This window comes from Nocardia sp. CWNU-33, assembly GCF_046764895.1.
Lineage (GTDB): Bacteria > Actinomycetota > Actinomycetes > Mycobacteriales > Mycobacteriaceae > Nocardia.
The window spans coordinates 102,854-118,278 of record NZ_JBKOQN010000013.1 but is presented as its reverse complement, the minus strand read 5'-3'; the positions used below and the strand labels follow the sequence as shown (position 1 = coordinate 118,278).

Sequence of the window (15,425 nt, the reverse complement as noted above, 5' to 3'; positions counted from 1 at the left end):
TGGACCATGCAGAGTTCGGGGACACTCCACTGTCCCGATGCCGGTACTACCGCCAGGTGTGCGACCTCCCCGCGATCGTGGACCCACCACAGCTAGGCCGGATCATCGTCAAGGCGGGAATTGTGTGGGCGGTGATGATGCCCACGCATCTCGGGCAGGCAGTGCGACTGGAACTCCAACGCCGCCAACAAGATATCGGACCGATCATGTCGCACCCTCGCTCGAGCAGATGGACCTACTTGGTGCGTCCAGATCTGCCGAACGACGACAGCTTGTTCGCCGAGATGTTCCGGCTCAACGTCTCGATAGTGCGAGCAGGCGGGGCGATCGCACTGCCTTCCCCAGCCGATCGGTGCGCACAATTCCGCTGTTGGGTTGAGCCGCCGCGCTGCGCATTCCGACCTTCCGGGCTGATGGTCGTCGCATCGATACGGGCAACTGTTGGGGTGCGTACGCGGTGACCACCAAAGACCCACTGCCGGGAAAGAACCTGATTCTGGCCGCATGTCGTGGCGACGTGCACAACGACGACCCGCTACTGCGGTCGGCCAGCGAGTTGGCCGAACTGCATGAACGGCGACTCGGTGCCAGCCGCGAGCAAGCCGACGAGATCGACCACGAACGTGCGCGCCTCGTCCGCGAAATCGACCACTGGGTCGGCGTACAACTCCCGCCGTCACTCGGTGCTGCGCGTGTGCACACCGAGACCATCGGTGCGGTGGTCGACCGGCTCGGACAGTTCACCGCCTGCGCCTTCGCGGCATTGGCCAGCGGTTCGAAAGGGGAGCTCGGTGATGCGTGGGAGAGGCTCGCTGAGCTGGCGATCGGCTACGAAGATCTGAAAGATGAAGTGTCTGTTGGGCACCGCCGTTTGCCTGGCGGTCCATAGGCGCGGCGCGAAGCGCGATGCTCAGCATGGTGATGTGGCGGGCAATCGGTCCTAACTCTCGACTGGACGCTGGCCCGCCGCAACAAACGACAGCATGGTGTCTTGTCCGCGACGCGCACTCCTTGAGTCTTCGTGCCTTTCGCCGGATCTGCACCACTGTCTCTGGATCTGCACACTGCGGCGCCCAGAGCTGGTGCGGATCCCGGGAAGGCGTGCGGTTCCGAGGTGTCTTCCGGCAGATAGGCAAGCATCAACCGACGAGTTCGCTTGCACCGCCCGTCGACCGCCCAGTACCGTCAACGGGGAGCTGACAGGGGGCGGAGGAGCCGGTCCGGCCCTACCGACACGGCGCTCTACCGGCGGCGAGGAACCTATGAAGAGCAGGGGGAATGTGCTGCGCGGTCTTGCCGTCGCGATCGGCACCGTGCTGTTCTTGGCCGGGTGTCAGGACTCCACCAGCCCAGTTGCGACTACAACGGGCGCGGCGAGTACGACGTCGACGGCTGCGGCGACGAAATCTGCTGATCCTGATGCGGCGCTGTGGAATCCGTGCGATCTTGCGGAGTCGGCGATATCTGCCACCGGGCTCGACCCCGCAAGTAGGACGAAGGATGTCGCGGGGGTGGACTTCGACGGCTGGAAGGTATGCAGTTGGCGGGCAGCCGCACGCTGGTACAGCCTCGGCGTCTTTTCGGGAACCACCACCCTGGCCGCTGTCCAGCAGCGCCGTGACTTCGAGGCGTTCACGCCAAGGACCGTCGGTTCGCGCCAAGCAGTGGAATTCCTCGATGTGGGCGATACGAAGCGGCTCAAGTGCAGCATTGCAGTTGAGATGGCGCAAGGTGTAGTGCTCTTTCGCGTCTTCACCCGATATGAGATTGGCAAACAGGGTGAACCGTGTGTCGAGGCACGTCGTCATGTTGATGACCTAGCCAAGTACCTGCCTGGGAGTTGAGGGAACCGTGGAGTTCGGTGTAGATCCTGCCGAGTGGCGCAGGGTTCTCGATCTCGCCAACGCGGGCGAGATATCTCTTGCCCCTGAAGTTGGCAAGGGGCTGGACAAGGTGTGCGATGACTACCTCACCCAACTCGGCGACATCTCACAGATCGTCGACGGCGTGAGGGTCCTCTCCGGGTTCGGGCCATTCCCGTCAAGTAAGGCTTTAGAAGAAAAGTTCAGCTTGAAAGCCGCCGGGACCGACCAGTCGATAGACGCGGTGCTGCTTCAACACATAGAGACGGTCAAAATGGCGAAAGAAGCTGTCGCCAAGGCAATCTCGAACTTCGTTGAGATTGATCAGGCTCGTGCCGATCAGTTCACAGGAACAGAGATTCCACAATGACCTCCTACGACGACTACCGCGCCCGCATCATCGCCGCACAAGAGCAATGGAACCGCGATCGGGAAGCGATCTACACCAGTACGAACTCGTTGACCAGCAACTTCATGGGCGAGTTCGATCCGCCCAAAATCCCCGGTCCGGACAACTACGACAGCATGACGCTGGCGCAGATGGTCGAAGCTGTCGACGCGATGCGGCCGAGTGCCGCCCGGCAGGCGGGGGAGGCGTGGCTGAATATCGGGGCGCTGCTCACTGCCGCGACAACGTTGTTCAACGAGCACTTCGCCCACACCGTCAACGGTGATGGCGGGCACGGTGGGTGGACGGGGCAGTCCGGTGCGGCGGCGGCCGCTGCTGTGAACAACTATGCCAAGAAGTCCGAAAACCTGTCCGGGGCAGCGGCATTGGTGAGTTTCAAACTGCTCGAGTTGCAAACCGGGCTGGAGCAGACCCAAGCCTTGATGCCGCAGGCCACGCAACGCCCGGACCTCCACGGCAAGACGCTGCCGCAAGAAGGCGTGATGAAGAGCGGCGACTACACCGAGGAGGAGGCCACCCAGGAGGCCCGCCGGGTGCTGCGCACAGTCTTCGGTCAGGTGGTGAACCAGACCGACCACGGCGTACCGGTCCTGCCTGCCGCGCCGCCCATCGTCGACGACCCGGCGCAACCGCCGGTCGCACCGCCCGGCGGCACGTCCCCTGGCCCGACCGGTTCCGGCGAACCCGGAAAACCGAGCGAAGTTCCTGAGGGCACCGGAAACCCGGGCTCCGAAGAGCCGGGCGACAGCCCCGAACAGCCACTCGCCACCGACCCGGCCGCGACGACACCACAATCGGTAAACCCGGCCAGCGCGACGCAACAGCCCGCTTCGCCTGCGAACACGCCCGGCACCCCGGCGAACACACCGAGCGGCACCGGCACCCCGAGTCCGACCACCCCGACCCCAACGATTCCACCGCGCTCCACCGGCGCACCGAGCACACCCGGAAGGCCGAGCAGCCCAGGCATTCCCAGCGCTCCTGGCACCCCGGCACCGGGGCGCAGCATTCCCGGTGTTCCTCAGCAATCCGGCGCGAACCCGCTCGCGGCGTCCGCGGGCACCGGCAACCGGCCGGGTACCGCCGGCACGTCCGGCGTCGCGCCAGGCGCGGCAGGCAAAGGTAAGGACGATGAGCGTGAGACCTCCGGCACCAAGGACTATCTGATCAACAAACAGAATGGCGAAGAAGTCACCGGCCTGGACTCGCTACCGAAAACGGTGCCGCCGGTCATCGGTGGGGGCCATGGCTGAGTGGCGCTTCACCGGCCAAGAGTTCGAGATTCTCTGGGCCGCCTATGGTCGTGACCGGCTGCCCTATCCGCTCCAATTCCGGCCCGAGGAAATGGATTTCAGCGCGCTGAAACGGCAGCGGGAGGCTGCTGTCGACGCGCTGCTCGGCAAGTACGCCGTCGATCTGGAGCGGGCACTGGACATACTGCTGGAACCGGATACCCGGATCGAGTCGAAAGGTTTCGACAACCGAGACCCCTTGGCCGTCTATCGATTTCACGGCGCGGTGCGCGACAAGGCGGGTGCGACCCTGGTCCAGCTGCCGGGCGCGGCTCTCGATACCGGTGCTGACGTGATCGTAAGTTATTGCTCCGCAAAGAAAGTCGCCGAACAAGCGGTAGCGGCCCTGCCGAAGATGCGCGCCGGAACCGGCAAACCACTAGAGGTGCGCCGCGAAACACTCGCGGCCGATCGAGACCGCGCGGTCCGCGCACCCTACGAAATCAGCCTCGTTGAACAGTTGGACCGCCTCTTCAAACGCCCCCGGCTCGCCATCGGCGAAATCACCGTATTCTCCGGCCCGGCCCTCGACGCCCGCCCCGGCTTCGGCCGCGGTTTCTGGTGGATGGACTACGAAGACGGCCGCTACTACGTCAAAACCGGCGACCCCATCATCGCCAAGCCCCTTGCTCCCCAGGCCATGGCAGCCGAAATCCATCGCCTCATGACCCTCACCCAGCGCTACTACCGCGAAGACCTCGAACACGACGAGTACCTGCGTCAGCGCCGGTAGGCGGGCTCGGGCGAGGCATGGCCCATGCCTGGAGAACCGAGCGGAGACCGGCAGTACTAACTAGAGCGCCTCGTACTCCGACGACGGTACGCACAGTTCGGGATGCTCCATCGTGTAGTTATCGCCGTGGATCCTCAGCATCGCCCAATGCCACGCGTCGTCATGGAAGATCAGACCACGAAACGGCTTATCCGCCGCCTCATATGGATACGACTCCAACGCAGCAGCTTCGGCCTCCACCGACGAAAGCCCTCCGTATCGCCGCATCACCCACGTAAAACGGCGGCGCTCTTCCCGCAAGTATTCAACGTATTCCTCCTCGCTCCAAACTTCATCCACCTACCCAGCGTAGATAAAGCCCCAGCTCGCAGCCGCCACCATAGGTGCCTTTGCAGTGCGGCGGGCCCGGTCGGCCCATCAGCCCCGGCCAGCTGACACAGCGACTGAGCTGCCTCAACGAATGTCGCTTTGCCGCTGTGGCGGCTTGTCTGCGGGTAGGCCCACGTGCGGAGCGCTTCGAAGAACAACGAAGCCGGGTTCGCCGTCGAATCGGAGGTCATGACAAACGATCGTCGCATGAGATACCGGCAGAATGCGCGGAACATGTGTCTGGGCAACACAATTCGCCGCGCACACGTGTGGTTGCGTCTGGCGAATCCGGTTCGCTGCTGCAGTGGGCTGACCTATGTCGGTCGTAACGGCTTGTCGGTCTGGGCGTGGCCGGATCGCGAGCTTGCCGGATGCCTTGTCGACGAAGATCTTCTCGCATCCGGGCGCGGTCAACGCATGTTCATTACCGAGACGCCAATGCTCGAGCCGCTTCAACTGCTATGACGTGCGATCCTCTCGAAGCACGCCGGATCGAGACTTCCTAGCTGTGCTGTCTCGGGACGCCTAGCGTCCGGCCTTCCTCCGTAGCCAGTTGTTGAAGGCCATCGCCTCGGACATCGACGGGGTCTCGCCCACCCATTGGGCGGCGGCCAGCCGTTTCGGGAGCCGATCGGCATGGCGGAACTGCCGCCATTGTTCGGTGCTGAGTCGCAGAACCCGCAGGTCGAGATCGGCCAACGCGGCCACGTCGTCGATGTCTGCTTCGGAAGCATCCAACCGGGTCAGTGCGGGCAGGGCCGCGAGGTCACGCACTCGCACCGACATCCCGCCCACTGTCAGGTCCCATAGCGTCGGATGGCCGGCCAGTTCTGACAGATTCGCCCCTGGCGCATCCAGTAACAGCGACTCGACGGCGTCCGGGAGCCACAACCGCAGTTCGCCGTTCCCCTCGATTTCCACCTGCCGCAGGTTCTGGGCCACTGACAAGGCACGCAGGTCGAGCCTGCCGGGGTCGGCATCAGTATTACGGCCGTTGGTGATCACGGCGCCGGTCGGCAGTCGACGAATCGACAGGCCCGGTCGGGCGAGTCGCAGTCGTTGCAACTGGTCGACATCGGGTGTTTCGGCGAGCGCGGCGGCCAGGTGGTCGGCATCGACCTGGATGTTCGCCGCCCATTGCCGGTCCGGCCGGGATATCCGCACCGGCCAGACGTCTTGGCCGACATCGGCACGCAGCAGGGTCGTGACCACCTTGGTCAGCAGCGCGGTCACCGATTCGGCCAAGACACCGACCATCTCGAAATCCCGCCCGAACTCCAGGATTTGCCCGTACTGCCCGGCCGGGCCAGGATCAAGATCGACCGCGATCCCATTGCATCCGTAGTCTTTTCCGATCGGAATCCACCCGTCGCTGCTCGAGACTCGCCGCACCGCACCAAGGGGGTACGGATCGAACACCACGCGGTCCAGCGGGGTGAACGGATCACTGGTGGAAGCTACGCCGAAGCCCATCTGCGGATGATCGTGAGCGGCCGGCTCGAGCAGAGAATACCCTCCGAGCAGCCCGAGCTCGTGATCATCGTCGCCCACCAATCGATACAACGCGCGCAGGTCCTCAGGCAGTCGTAAGCCCACCCGTTGTTCGATGGCCAAGAGCCGGTCCTCGGTGTAGGGCTCGCCGAACTCAGGGGCGCTCCCGGTTACTTCCCGATAATGTGCGGCCCATTGGGTCACCAACGATTCGACGCGCCGCAACACCCCCGGATCGGTCGCGCTATCCGTTGCGGCCGGGTGCTCGGAGACCGACTGGCGAGTGTGTTGGTCGTTCGGATAGCAGAACTCCGAATCCAGCAGCACCGAACATGGGGAGAGGGACGACAATTCGAAGGTGTGCTGCAACTGCGGCGGATCGTTGTCCAGTGTCAATTCCCCGATCAACGGCCGGTCATCGTCGGGCGCACGCAACGCGTCGTACAGTTGCTGCATGAGGTCCATCATCTTGGCGTCGTCGTACTGATCGGTGCGCGGCCAGTCCTGGAGTTGCATGTAGCTCCAATGTGTCTGAAACGACCAGGTAGTCGGTGCGTTGGCACCGAACCTGTCCCGCAGAAACTGTGCCAACTCTTCGACCGGAGCACTCGACATACCGGGCAGTCTGCCAAAGGCTGGTCCCCCGAAGTAAGCTTCACTGGCTCTCGTGAATGGGAAGGTATGCCCCGGTTCGATAACGCATCTCGCCGATGCCGCGACCGGCGGAGCACTGCCCGCAACCGGTCACGCCCGAGTTACGAGTAAAGCCACGCGATAGTCGGACGGCGAAATCGACTGGGTACGGGGGTTCGGGGCTGAGGGCCTTCAGTTCGTCTCCGCGGCGGCGGCAATCGCGCAGCAGATCAGCCCACGACTCGGTCCCGATAGCCGTCGGTGATCGCGACCAACTCTTTGCGGCCGTCGGCACGGACCCCGATCATCACCAGCCATCTTTCCATCCTTCACTCGAGGACCCAGCCTCCATCAAACCCAGGGCGGTTCACAGTGCTGTCAGCCGGTCGGTGGCCTCATGGGGTGTCAGGTCGGCGCCCCGTTGGTAGGCGGTGTCGTAGTCGGTGCGGCCGAGCCGTTCCGCGAGCACCTCAGCAAGGGAACGCAGTTCGGTGTCGCCGTGGTCGAAGGTGCCGCGGATGGCCTGGCTCAGGCCGAGCGCGGTGGCCGCGCCGGCCGGATCGCCCTCCAGGAACAGCAGCCGGGCCAGGAGGTGAGCGGCCGAGGGGGCGTCCATGTTCGCTTGCGCGGCGTGGACGGCGCGGGGCAGCAGTTCGCGGGCACGTACGGCGTTCCCGGCGGTGAGGAGGTTGGCCACCCGAGCGGGGAGCAGCCGATTGTCGGCGCTCTCGGCCGCCAGGGGCAGCTTGCGGGTGAGCGTGTCCATCCGGTCGAGTTCTTGATCGGCGCGTTCGACCTCTCCGGAGCGGCGGTACAGCTCGGCCAGGACGCCGAGAACCTCGATCTCCACCACCGGCTGGCCACGCTGCCAGGCCGCTCGTTCGGCGGTTTCGATGTCGTGTCGGGCGCCGGTCAGGTCGCCGGCGCGCATGCGTTCGGTGGCGAGCCCGAGCCGGGTTGAGACCTCGTCCTGCGAGCCGAGCTCGGTGGCGATCGCGATGCTGTCCTCGTAGGCGGTGATCGCCTGGTCGTGGTCACCGGCGATGGCGTGGATTTGAGCCAGGCCGTACAGCGCCTTCGCCGCCCACCAGCGATCGCCCACCTCCTCGAACGCGTGCAACGCCGTGGTCATCGCGGTCGCGGAGCTCTCCAGGTCGCCCCGTTCGCGATGCCGCATGGCTTCGATCATGAAGGTGCAGGCGATCGCCCAGCGGTCCGAGCCGCCGCGCACCCGGGCGATCTCATGGTCGGCCAGCTCATCCAGCCCGAGCAGCGGCGCCATCACCAGCACGATTGTCAGCAGCATCGGGTAACGCCGCAGCGCGCCCGTGCGCACGCAGTCGTCGATGAGCGCGCGCAGCCGTTCGGGGTCGGTGAGCGGCCCGCCCTCGATGCTCACCAGGTGAATTGCCGTGAACGCGGACCGGGCGTCCGCGGGCAGCGCGTCGCCGAACTCGGCGACCTTAGCGACGTAGGCCTCGGCGCGGGCGTCGTAGCGGTGCATGACCCAGTACCAGTACAGCGGCCCGAGAATCCGGGCGGCGCCCGAGACGTCGCCGCTGTCGATGGCCGTTTGCAGGGCGTACATCAGGTTGTCGTACTCGGCCTGGAACAGCCGCAGCGACTCCGCCTGCTTGTCCGAGCGCAGCAGCGGCTCGTGTTCCTCGGCCAGGTCGGCGAAGTGCCGCGTGAGCCCGCGCAGGACGGCTTCGGTCTCCCCCGCGAGCCGGAGCTTTCCCGCCGCATGGGCCCGGATGGTTTCCAGCATCCGGTAGCCGTCGCCGGCCCGCTCCACGATGGACTTGTCGACCAGGGAGTCCAGGAGGTAGGCGACCTCGTCCGCGGGAAGCGCCCCATCCGAATCCGCACAGACCGCCTCGATCACGGCTATACCGGTACGCGCCGGAAATATCGACATCCGGCGGGTCAGTGTGCGCTCTTGTGAGGTGAGGAGGTCCCAGCTCCATTCGATGACCGCATGGAGGGTCTGCTGGCGGGGTTGGGCGGTCCGGTTGCCGGTGCTGAGCAGCCGGAAGCGGTCATCCAGCCGCCGGGCGATCTGCTCGGCGCTTATGGTCCGCAGTCGCGCCGCGGCCAGCTCCAGAGCCAGCGGCAACCCGTCCAGCCGGCGCACGATGTCCACGATCGGGGCCGCGGTGGTCGCGTCCAGGACAAAGCTGGGCTGTACGGCTGCCGCCCGGTCGAGGAACAGCCGCACCGCGGCCGATGCGGAGGCACGATCGGGGTCCGCGTGCGCCGGGGGGAGGTCGAGCGGGCCGAGGCGGCACAGCGTCTCCCCCATGACCTCGAGCGGCTCTCGGCTCGTGGCCAGGATGGTCAGGTACGGCTGGCGCTCCAGCAGCTGTCCGGCGAGCTGAGCGGCGGGTTCGGAGATCTGTTCGCAGTTGTCCAGCACCAGCACGCCCTCACCACCGGCGAGCAGGTTGACCACCCGCTCCAGCGGCGTGCCGGACGGCTGGGCTTCGGCGACGCTGAGCGAGCCCAGCACCGCCTCCAGCAGCCCGTCGGCCGTGTCCACCGCGGCCAGGGAGACGAGCCAGACCTGGCCGCGCTGATGGGCCCGACGCCGGCTCACCGCATCCACGGCCAGCCGGGTCTTGCCCACTCCTCCGGGCCCCACGATGGTGACCAGCCGGGAGGTCTCCAGCAACCCGGCCAGCAACCTCAACTCGTCCTCCCGGCCGACGAAGCTGGTCAGCTGGGCCGGCAGACGGCCTCGCACCGCCTCCGGCCGGACCTGTTCCGCATCGGGGATCTCCAGCTCACCCCGCAGCACGGCGAGATGCGTCTTGCGCAACTCCTCGGAGGGGTTGACGCCCAGCTCCTCGGCGAGCGTGCCACGGACCTTCTCGAACACGGCCAGCGCATCGGACTGGCGGCCCGCCGCATGCAAGGCCCGCATCCGCAGCCCGGCCAGCCGTTCCCGCAGCGGATGCTCAGCGGCCGCCGCCTCCACGTCGGCCAGGATCTCGCCATGGCGCCCGAGCCGCAGCTCCGCCTCGAAGCGGTCTTCGGTGGCGCCGACGCGCAGTTCGTCCAGGCGCGCGCCAGCCGTACCGGCGAAAGGAATGTCGCGCACGTCGGCCAGCGAGTCTCCCCGCCACAGCGCCAGCGCCTCGTCCAGCAGCGAGGCCGCCCGCTGCACAGCGCCCGCGGCCAATTCGCGGCTGCCTCGCTTGGCCAGCTTCTCGAAGCGGAGCGCGTCGACCTGCTTGCTGCGCAGGCGATACCCGCCGGCCACCGTCTCCACGACCCCGGCCCCGGCCAAGGCCTTGCGCAGCCGATGCACCAACGCGTGCAACGCGTTGACGGTGCCTCCGGAGGAGTGTTCCCCCCACAGGCCGTCGAGCAGCGAATCGACCGACACCATTTCGTTCCCGGCCAGTGCCAGCCTGGCCAGCAGCGCGCGAACCCTGGTGCCGCCCAGGTCGATCGGTGCGCCGTCGTCGGCATACGCAAGAACCGGCCCCAGCACCTCAATCCGCATGCTCGACAGGCTATTCGGTGGGCTGAAAGCGCCTTACAGCGAGCCGGTGCCGGATGGAAGAGGGATATAAGAGGCCTGTCAGAGCTGCTGGACATCGTGGAGGACGTCACGAAGAAACATCCCGAAAGGAAGTGCGATGGCAACAAACGAGAACGTGCAGCAGGTGCTCGACTGGGCCGTGGCCGAGGTCGGCATCCCCGGCATCGTGGCCGAGGTCAAGGATGGGGACCGGACCTGGTTCGGCACCGCCGGTGTGGCCGACCTCGAGACCGGCTCCCCGCGCCAGCCGGGGGAGAACATCCACACCGGCAGCTGCGGCAAGAGTTTCACCGCCGCCGTGCTGCTGGCTCTGGAGGCCGAGGGCCGCCTCAGCCTGGAAGACACGGTCAACGTTCACCTGCCCGGCGTGCTGGACGTCAACGGCTACGACGGCGACACGATCACCATCAGGCACCTGCTCAGCAACACCAGCGGACTGTTCCCCACCGGCCTGGCCCCGGAGGTCAGCTACCGCTACGCCACCCGCTCCGGGCTCGTCCGGCATCGCTTCGACACCTTCAGCACCGAAGAGCTGCTGCGGGTGGCGGTGTCCCAGCCGCCGGTCGGTGCGCCCGGCGAGCGCTTCGAGTACGCCAACGGCGGCTTCTACATCGTCGGCGCGATCATCGAGAAGGTCACTGGCAACAGCTACGCCGACGAGGTCGAGCGCAGAGTCACCCGGCCGCTCGGGCTGACCCACACCCGCGTGCGCCCCACCACCGACACCGGCTACCCCACTCCGCACCCGCGCGGCTACTCCAACCAGTTCCTCAAGGACGGTGCCGACCCCGCCGCGGTCACCCCGGAGAACTGGCAATCCCTGATGGAGGAGCCCGGCCTGCCGCCGCTGGACGTCACCGAGCTCAACACCTCGCTGGGCTACGCGGCCGGCAACGTCGTCTCCACCACCGGCGACATGATCCGCTTCCTCACCGCGATGACCACCGGCAGCCTGCTGCCACCCGCCCAGCACCGGCAGATGTGGACCACTGTCTCCACCGAGGGCAGCTACTGGATGCCGCACACCCGCTACGGCCTGGGCCTGTTCGAGTTCGACAAGCAGGCGACCGGCGGCCGGACGCTGCGCGGCGTCGGCGGCAGCTTCTGGGGTACCTATTTCTTCGCGGTCGGCACCCCGGACGGCCAGCACACGATCGCCGTGCACACCAACACCGAGTGGAAGTCCTGGGACCCCATGTTCAGGGTCATCGAAGCGGAGTTCGGCGTCGCCATCGGTGCGTAAGCACGCAGCCACCTCACCCATTGAAAGAATTGAAAGGCGATCACCCATCAAGGTAAAAATCCTCCGCGCGCCACTTGCCTGCTCGCCGCCGCACCGGCGGTGACCGTCGGCACGTCGGCAGCGGTAGCCGACGACCACGCCGGGTCCAGCGGGTGCCGGAGCGGGCCGTGACCGACGGCGGCCTGCCCGGCATCCTGGCTGACGTCCGCGACTCGCGGCCGACGGCCGGTTGAGCCTGGACGACACCGTGGAGAAGTGGCTGCCCGGCGTGGTCCGCGACAACGGCCACGACGGCAGCACGATCACCATCAGGTGGCTGCTCAACCAGACCAGCGGCCGCCTGAGTGCGAGAAACACATCTAGCGATAAGGACATGTTCGAATGAAACGCTCTATCGTCGCGCTGCCGTGCCTGGTGGCAGCGACACTCATTGCTGGCACGTACGCGACCGCGTCCGCGGATCCGGTAGCGGACACCTCGCGCGAGGTCACCACCGACGACGGGTGGCAGGTGCGAATCACCAAGGTCGCGGAGAATCTGGATCGTGTTCCCAACCTGGCTGCCTCACCGTTCACCCGTGAAGGATTCGTCAGGCTGAAGGCCGTCGCCGACATCACCGGACACGGTCGGGTACCGGTTAACTCGGGCAGCGTGACGTTGGGTTACCAGATCGGTTGCCAGGTCGATGTGTCCAACGGCCTGACCATCGGGCTGTCCGCGGCGATCGGACCGAACATAGGCATCTCGGTGGGCGGTGCGAACGCCGGCGCGAGCGCACTAGCGATCCCGAGCGTCTCCTTCTCACCCAAGCCGGGCACGATCACCACCGTGCCGTTCGGGACGAAGGAGCTCAGCGGCGCGCATGCCTCGATCACCGCTGATCAGGTGCAGATCAAAGTCGACTCGTGCATGGGGCCGGTGAGCCTGCGCTCGTACGCGATCGCGTCCACCTCGACCGCCGACGCCGACAACTCCGTCGCCGTGTACGGCGACCCGATCTGGCTGTGATACCGATGCGTGCCACCTACTTCTACGCGATCGCGATCACGCTGGCCGTCTCCGCAGGCTCGGTATCTGTTGCCCAAGCCGACTCGACAGTGCCCACTTACACCTGCAGCAGTGCACAACCCCGCTCGCCGCAGTGCCCGCCCAAGCCAACCGGAGGCGACACTCACTCATCTGCGCTACCTCCGCTGATGCTGAATCCGCCGCCCCGAAATCCCAATTCCCCAAAGCCGGCGGGCCTAGCCTCCGCACTGACCCCGCCCTCGCCCGGCCCACCCGCAGCCCACCCCATCATTCAGTAGCCGACATGGGTGAGGTAGTCGTCGAAGCCCGACGATTGTCAAATCCTGTGGATGAGGTCTTCTCAGGCGACCTCCGCCGCTGCGGGTGATGACGGCTGGCCGGTCGAGGTTTCGGGTGTGATGGCGGTCGGTCGTTCCAGGAGCTTGCCCTTGTGGAACACGGCTCCGGCCCGGACGGGCGCGACCAATTGAGGCGCGTTCACCGCTCGCCAGCGGGCTTGGACGGCCTCGATCAGCTTGTAGGCCATCGCCAGCCCGGCCGGGCGGGAACCGGGACCTTTGGTGACCTTGGTCCTCAAACGCACTGTGGCAAAAGTACTTTCGATCGGGTTGGTGGTGCGCAAGTGAACCCAATGCTCGGCCGGATACCGGTAGAATTCGAGCAGTTCGTCCATGTCGCCGACGATCTTCGCCACTGCTTTGGGGTATTTTGCGGCGTAGTCGATCTCGAACGCCTTGATCGCGACTCGGGCCTTGTCGATGTCCTCGGCGTTGTATATTTCCTTCATCGCCGCCAACGCACCAGGATGAGCCGACTTCGGCAGCGTGCCAAGGACATTGGCCTGCTTGTGGAACCAGCACCGCTGCTCGCGGGTGTCCGGGAACACCTCTCGTAGCGCCTTCCAGAACCCGAGCGCGCCGTCGCCGACCGCCAGGACCGGCGCGGTCATGCCACGTCGGCGGCAATCACGCAGCAGATCCGCCCACGACTCGGTCGATTCCGGGAACCCGTCGGTGAGAGCAACGAGCTCCTTGCGACCGTCGGCACGGACCCCGATCATCACCAACAGACACAGTTTTTCCTGTTCGAGACGCACTTTCAGGTGAATGCCGTCGACCCACAGGTACACGTAATCGGTGCCCGAGAGGTCCCTGGCCTGAAATGTCTTGGCCTCGTCCTGCCACTGCACGGTAAGTCGGGTGATCGCCGACGCCGACAACCCGGCACCGGTGCCGAGGAACTGCTCCAACGCCGGCCCGAAGTCGCCGCTGGACAACCCGTGCAGACACAACAGCGGCAGCACCTCGTTCACCTGCGTCGACTTACGCGCCCAAGCGGGCAGGATCGCCGAGGAAAACCGTTGCCGCTCACCAGTTTCCGGGTCGACCCGCTTGTCGTTGACCAGCGGCGCCTTCACCGCCACCGCACCGGCGGCGGTCAGCACCTCCCGTTCCTGGTGATAGCCGTTGCAGACGACCAGCCGCCGACCGTCCTCGTCGACCTCGCCGACGAACCGCTCAACATAGGCCGCGACCTCAGCCTGCAACGCCGCCGCCAGCATCCGCCGGGCACCATCGCGGACGATCTCGTCGAGCAACGACCGCCCGGCACCGGCCACATAGCCCTCGTTGGAAGCATCGTTGTTCTGGACTACCTCGAGCACGGGCGTGCCTTCCCGCCGGCGTTGGCGCGCTGGTCTTGATCAGATCCCATTGACTTCGTAGATCATCTTCCGGGAAGGCACGCCCTCCCAGGTCATCCACAGGAATTGATCATTGCTCTCGCCTCCGGACTGAACTGCGGTGCCGACTACACCTGCCGCAACGACACCGACGACACCTACCGCGTGACCTGGCGGACGAACTGCACGACCGGCCTCGGACAGCAGTCCAGCACGTGGGTAGGCCCGCACCAGACTGAAGTGTTGCGGCCTTCCTGCCCGAGTTACTACAAGCCGGGTTTCACAGACGATTTCAGCGAGTGGATTACCGGCTCCCCACGCAGCGTCGAATACCTGAGTGCGGTGGTTGACAACGATCCTGCCTCATACCGCCGGATGTCGACCGGGTCCGCAGGCTGAGACGGCCGTTGGAAGCGGACGACGAGATCGAGCACGCGCGGCTGCTGCGCATCCGGTCATCGAAGGTGGGTTGTTCTGGCTGAGTGCTCGAGTCGGGCAGAACGATCCCAGCTCCAGCAGCGATCGGGCGTCCCCAGTTTGTAAGTTGTCGGAAATCGGTTGAAGAACCCATGTCGGTCAACAACATTCACGAAAGAAGGCCTGTGAGGTACATCGTTGTGAAATACGCCGCCGCGGCTGGCGTGTCGGCTCTGATATCGGCGGCAGCAGTCGTCACCAGCACCGCCGCACAGGCAGAGGGCCTGCCCGACCTGGAGCTGTCGGTGGGCTGTAGCTCCAGGGCGCCAATGGGGCAACCGCTCCCCGCGCAGGTCATGGTTCGTAATCTCGGCTCGGCCACAGCGCACGACGTGCGGGTCGAGTGGTCCATCGACGGAGGCCCGATCGGCAGTCACGACTATCCCCGCCCCATCGAACCCAAACAGGTCAACCTCTTCCCCCTCAGCGACGAAGACGGGAAGCCCATCACCCGCCACGTACGCGTATGGGCGCGAGTGACCAGCAGCGACCAGGACACCAATCCTGCCGACAACGAAGTCACCAAGGACATCGAATGCTCGGAGACTGGGCATGGGTGACCAGCGGTAACTGCCCGCAGTGGCCACTGCATCCTGATCGTCAGGATGCAGTGGCCACTGATTCCTGATCCTCAGGAATAACTGTCGCTCAACGGACAA

General features: G+C 65.8%; 13 protein-coding genes and 1 pseudogene. 10 read left to right on the top strand and 4 right to left on the bottom strand.

The features are described from left to right. Positions 1 to 457 precede the first annotated feature (457 nt). The 5 genes from ACLMAL_RS19810 (at position 458) to ACLMAL_RS19790 (ending at position 4,296) form a co-directional block, all read left to right on the top strand. On the top strand, positions 458 to 889 hold the full coding sequence (locus tag ACLMAL_RS19810) for a DUF4254 domain-containing protein (protein ID WP_412000424.1): 432 nt from the start codon (positions 458 to 460) through the stop codon (positions 887 to 889). 391 nt (positions 890 to 1,280) lie between these two features. Next, entirely contained in the window at positions 1,281 to 1,844 is a 564-nt protein-coding gene (locus ACLMAL_RS19805; RefSeq protein WP_412000423.1) for a DUF3558 domain-containing protein, read from the top strand. Positions 1,845 to 1,851: 7 nt separating this feature from the next. Then, positions 1,852 to 2,232 carry a hypothetical protein gene (locus tag ACLMAL_RS19800; RefSeq protein WP_412000422.1) on the top strand — a complete coding sequence of 127 codons (381 nt, stop codon included), beginning with the start codon at positions 1,852 to 1,854 and terminating at the stop codon, positions 2,230 to 2,232. After that, on the top strand, positions 2,229 to 3,524 hold the full coding sequence (locus tag ACLMAL_RS19795) for a hypothetical protein (RefSeq protein ID WP_412000421.1): 1,296 nt from the start codon (positions 2,229 to 2,231) through the stop codon (positions 3,522 to 3,524). The genes ACLMAL_RS19800 and ACLMAL_RS19795 overlap by 4 nt, the downstream gene beginning before the upstream one ends. Continuing rightward, positions 3,517 to 4,296 carry an ESX secretion-associated protein EspG gene (locus tag ACLMAL_RS19790; RefSeq protein WP_412000420.1) on the top strand — a complete coding sequence of 260 codons (780 nt, stop codon included), beginning with the start codon at positions 3,517 to 3,519 and terminating at the stop codon, positions 4,294 to 4,296. The genes ACLMAL_RS19795 and ACLMAL_RS19790 overlap by 8 nt, the downstream gene beginning before the upstream one ends. A 60-nt stretch (positions 4,297 to 4,356) precedes the next feature. Here the strand turns inward: ACLMAL_RS19790 and ACLMAL_RS19785 are convergent, their stop codons facing one another. The 3 genes from ACLMAL_RS19785 to ACLMAL_RS19775 all read right to left on the bottom strand — a co-directional run bounded on the left by ACLMAL_RS19785 (position 4,357) and on the right by ACLMAL_RS19775 (position 10,297). Further along, positions 4,357 to 4,635 carry a hypothetical protein gene (locus ACLMAL_RS19785; RefSeq protein WP_412000419.1) on the bottom strand — a complete coding sequence of 93 codons (279 nt, stop codon included), beginning with the start codon at positions 4,633 to 4,635 and terminating at the stop codon, positions 4,357 to 4,359. A gap of 555 nt (positions 4,636 to 5,190) precedes the next feature. Next, the gene (locus ACLMAL_RS19780) at positions 5,191 to 6,771 is read right to left on the bottom strand and encodes an SMI1/KNR4 family protein (RefSeq protein WP_412000418.1); all 1,581 of its coding nucleotides are present in this window, start codon (positions 6,769 to 6,771) and stop codon (positions 5,191 to 5,193) included. A gap of 385 nt (positions 6,772 to 7,156) precedes the next feature. Continuing rightward, entirely contained in the window at positions 7,157 to 10,297 is a 3,141-nt protein-coding gene (locus ACLMAL_RS19775) for a BTAD domain-containing putative transcriptional regulator (protein ID WP_412000417.1), read from the bottom strand. Positions 10,298 to 10,433: 136 nt separating this feature from the next. On the opposite strand from ACLMAL_RS19775, the gene ACLMAL_RS19770 reads away from it, so the two are divergent. The 3 genes and pseudogenes from ACLMAL_RS19770 (at position 10,434) to ACLMAL_RS19760 (ending at position 12,587) form a co-directional block, all read left to right on the top strand. Further along, on the top strand, positions 10,434 to 11,579 hold the full coding sequence (locus tag ACLMAL_RS19770; RefSeq protein WP_412000416.1) for a serine hydrolase domain-containing protein: 1,146 nt from the start codon (positions 10,434 to 10,436) through the stop codon (positions 11,577 to 11,579). Positions 11,580 to 11,799: 220 nt separating this feature from the next. Further along, positions 11,800 to 11,964: pseudogene (locus ACLMAL_RS19765) on the top strand (serine hydrolase); the annotation flags it as partial. After that, positions 11,961 to 12,587 carry an MspA family porin gene (locus tag ACLMAL_RS19760; RefSeq protein ID WP_412000415.1) on the top strand — a complete coding sequence of 209 codons (627 nt, stop codon included), beginning with the start codon at positions 11,961 to 11,963 and terminating at the stop codon, positions 12,585 to 12,587. The pseudogene ACLMAL_RS19765 and the gene ACLMAL_RS19760, both read left to right, overlap by 4 nt. A 361-nt stretch (positions 12,588 to 12,948) precedes the next feature. Here the strand turns inward: ACLMAL_RS19760 and ACLMAL_RS19755 are convergent, their stop codons facing one another. Next, entirely contained in the window at positions 12,949 to 14,271 is a 1,323-nt protein-coding gene (locus tag ACLMAL_RS19755) for an IS256 family transposase (RefSeq protein ID WP_412000414.1), read from the bottom strand. Between the two features lie 105 nt (positions 14,272 to 14,376). Here ACLMAL_RS19755 and ACLMAL_RS19750 point away from each other — a divergent pair, with 105 nt between their 5' ends. Both ACLMAL_RS19750 and ACLMAL_RS19745 read left to right on the top strand, forming a co-directional pair. After that, entirely contained in the window at positions 14,377 to 14,688 is a 312-nt protein-coding gene (locus ACLMAL_RS19750; RefSeq protein WP_412000413.1) for a hypothetical protein, read from the top strand. 203 nt (positions 14,689 to 14,891) lie between these two features. Further along, positions 14,892 to 15,326 carry a hypothetical protein gene (locus ACLMAL_RS19745; RefSeq protein ID WP_412000412.1) on the top strand — a complete coding sequence of 145 codons (435 nt, stop codon included), beginning with the start codon at positions 14,892 to 14,894 and terminating at the stop codon, positions 15,324 to 15,326. Positions 15,327 to 15,425: the final 99 nt, after the last annotated feature.